We start from the raw sequence: 2420 nt of genomic DNA, 5'->3' as shown, positions 1-2420 counted from the left end.
CGACATCACCCAGCAGCAACACACCCTTCGGGAACACGGAACGGAAGTCGGTCGGAATCCACATGTCCTTCAATGCCATCTCTGAAACTCCTTGTGTTAGTTGGCTTTACGTGGCCCGAGTGGCCGTTCAACCTCTGACACATCAAGCATCTCGCGACACATAGGGACGCAATAACCCAAGAATTGGGACACTTAGGGACACTTTGCCGTAGAATGGTGGCATGACGAACGAACGGCTCCGGGGAGCGATGGCCGCCGCCAACTTCACGAAAAACGGCCTGGCAGAACAACTCAAGATCAGCACGAAGACCGTCGAGCGCTGGATCACGCAGGATCGATGCCCACACCCAGGGTTGCGGTTGAAAGTTGCCCGCGTCCTGGACCGCGACGAGACCTATCTCTGGCCCGAGCTACTGGCTGGCAGTAGGTCCGCTACCGCCACGCTGTCGGAACTGGTGGAGATCTGGCCCACCCGCCCGGAAGTGCCGCACGAGGTTTGGCGTTCACTCATGAAGCAGGCCGGTGACCATATCGATGTCCTGGTCTACGCAGGGGGGTTCTTGGTCGAATCCCTCGATTTCGTGAACGTCGTCCGCACCAAGGCGCAGGCCGGTGTCCAGGTCCGCATACTCCTCGGTGAGAGCGATTCACCAGAGGTCAAAGCTCGCGCCCGCGAGGAAGGCTTGCCCTCTCTGCCGCAGCGGTGCCTATCGACGCTGGAATACCTCCGGGAAACGATGGATCAGCCGATGGTCGATATCCGCACGCATCGCACGACTCTGTACAACAGCATCTACCGCTTCGGAGACTCGATGCTGGTCAACACCCACAGCTACGGGGCCTATGCCGCAAAGTCCCCGGTACAGCATCTACAGAAGGTTCCCGGCGGGCGTCTTTTCGCCTACTACATGGACTCGTTCGAGGCTGCCTGGAAAACCGGACGGCCAGTAATCTGACCTCATGGGACGCCGAATCGACTACCACCAGGACCCCGACGCGCCGACTGCCAATAGTGTCCGGCCGAGCGCAGCGGCATTCGTAGAAAGAGACGGCGAAGTCCTGTTGATATGCAGGTCGGATAACGGGAACTGGTCCATGCCCGGAGGCGCACACGATCCCGGCGAGTCGCTGAGCCGGACCGCGGTACGCGAAACGCAGGAAGAGACCGGCGTCGATATCCACGTAACCGGCATCGTCGGCATTTTCACGGACCCGACCCACGTCATCCACTACACGAGCAACGACGAGGTCCGGCAGGAATTCACCGTCGTCTATCGCGGCGAACCGGTCAGCGGGCAACCCACGACCAGCAGCGAGAGCACCCGGGTCGAATGGGTGCCGGTCGAGCAGATACCTGCCTTGACCATGGATCGAAGCCAGCGGAAACGGATCGATTGGGCCCTGAACGAGAGTCAGCCCTACATAGACCCAGATGCTCGCTGAGCCGCCGCCCTCAGCCGTGGCCCAGCCTTCGTGATAGCGGTGTGAACGACACTCCCCGGCTCATACCGTTTCAAGATCTCTGCCAGCCGCTGGTCTACCGTGAAGCCCTCCCCGTTCGGGCCCGTCGAGAGATCCGCCCACCACAGGAAATCATCGGCCTTGTCCAAGCCAGCCACGCCGGTCACTCGGAACTCATCGAACACGCCAGCATCAAGGCCACGAACCCCGGCCTCGATCTCGGCCGCCGTGTGAAATGCCACCATATGGCACACGAGCCGCGAGTAGCCGAGCGAATGGAGCAGCCGAGCGCCGTCGATTGGGTGGAATCCAAGATCAGGATGCCCATATCCCACGTCGTGGAGATACGCAGCAGTGACCGCGTCGGCGCGTAGTTCGGATGGCAAGAGCTCCGCGACGCTTTCCATCCGCCGCCCCACCGCGATCGAGTGAGCGCGCCGAGATTCCGTCAGCGGGGACAGCAGCTCAGCCATAGCCTCGTTCACGGCCGCCATGCTACGCCCGTCACCTTTGCGAAGTGGTTGCCGAATTTCGCCATATAGGTTCAAGGGCGACGGCGCTGCGCGCCGCCGCCGCACTACGCCAGCCCGGCCGACTCGCTGCGCTCGCCGACCGCGCGGCGGTGCGTCGGCGACACGCTGCTTCGTCGCCACCAGTCCCGAGATGGCTGATTTTCGATAACCGAGAAGTGTGGGCACGACGAGAGCCGTACCCGGCTTGCTCTCCCGCAGCCCGAGCACGAATCGGCCGGCAGTCGCTCGTGGGGCCTGGCCGTGGTCCGGTCGCAGGAAGCTCGACACCGATCTGACCTGCGCGGACGAGTTGCCGAAAGAATGTGGATGGCGACATCCGTACGTGGGGACCGGGCTGGTTGCGTAATCCCTGCCTCCTCATGGCCCGATTGTCTGACCTCACTCGGCCGAGTCAAGGGAAAGAGCGCCCTTGACACGACCTCCCTC

3 protein-coding genes are annotated in these 2420 nt (G+C 62.3%); 2 read left to right on the top strand and 1 reads right to left on the bottom strand.

Translation table 11 applies throughout. The features are described 5' to 3' along the window. The first annotated feature begins 221 nt into the window (after nucleotides 1-221). A complete protein-coding gene (locus ACLML9_RS28460) occupies nucleotides 222-956 on the top strand; it encodes a helix-turn-helix domain-containing protein (RefSeq protein WP_411948384.1) in 735 nt (244 codons plus the stop codon). A 4-nt stretch (nucleotides 957-960) separates the two neighbouring features. Then, the gene (locus tag ACLML9_RS28455; RefSeq protein WP_411948383.1) at nucleotides 961-1443 is read left to right on the top strand and encodes an NUDIX hydrolase; all 483 of its coding nucleotides are present in this window, start codon (nucleotides 961-963) and stop codon (nucleotides 1441-1443) included. On the opposite strand, the gene ACLML9_RS28450 is transcribed toward ACLML9_RS28455, so the two are convergent. Next, a complete protein-coding gene (locus ACLML9_RS28450; RefSeq protein WP_411948382.1) occupies nucleotides 1419-1955 on the bottom strand; it encodes an HD domain-containing protein in 537 nt (178 codons plus the stop codon). The two genes, ACLML9_RS28455 and ACLML9_RS28450, sit on opposite strands and share 25 nt — an antisense overlap. Nucleotides 1956-2420: the final 465 nt, after the last annotated feature.

This window comes from Nocardia sp. NPDC002869 (assembly GCF_046764065.1).
Classification (GTDB): domain Bacteria; phylum Actinomycetota; class Actinomycetes; order Mycobacteriales; family Mycobacteriaceae; genus Nocardia; species Nocardia rhamnosiphila.
Note: the sequence above shows the minus strand (reverse complement) of the source record. Positions and strands in the feature narration are given on the sequence as shown.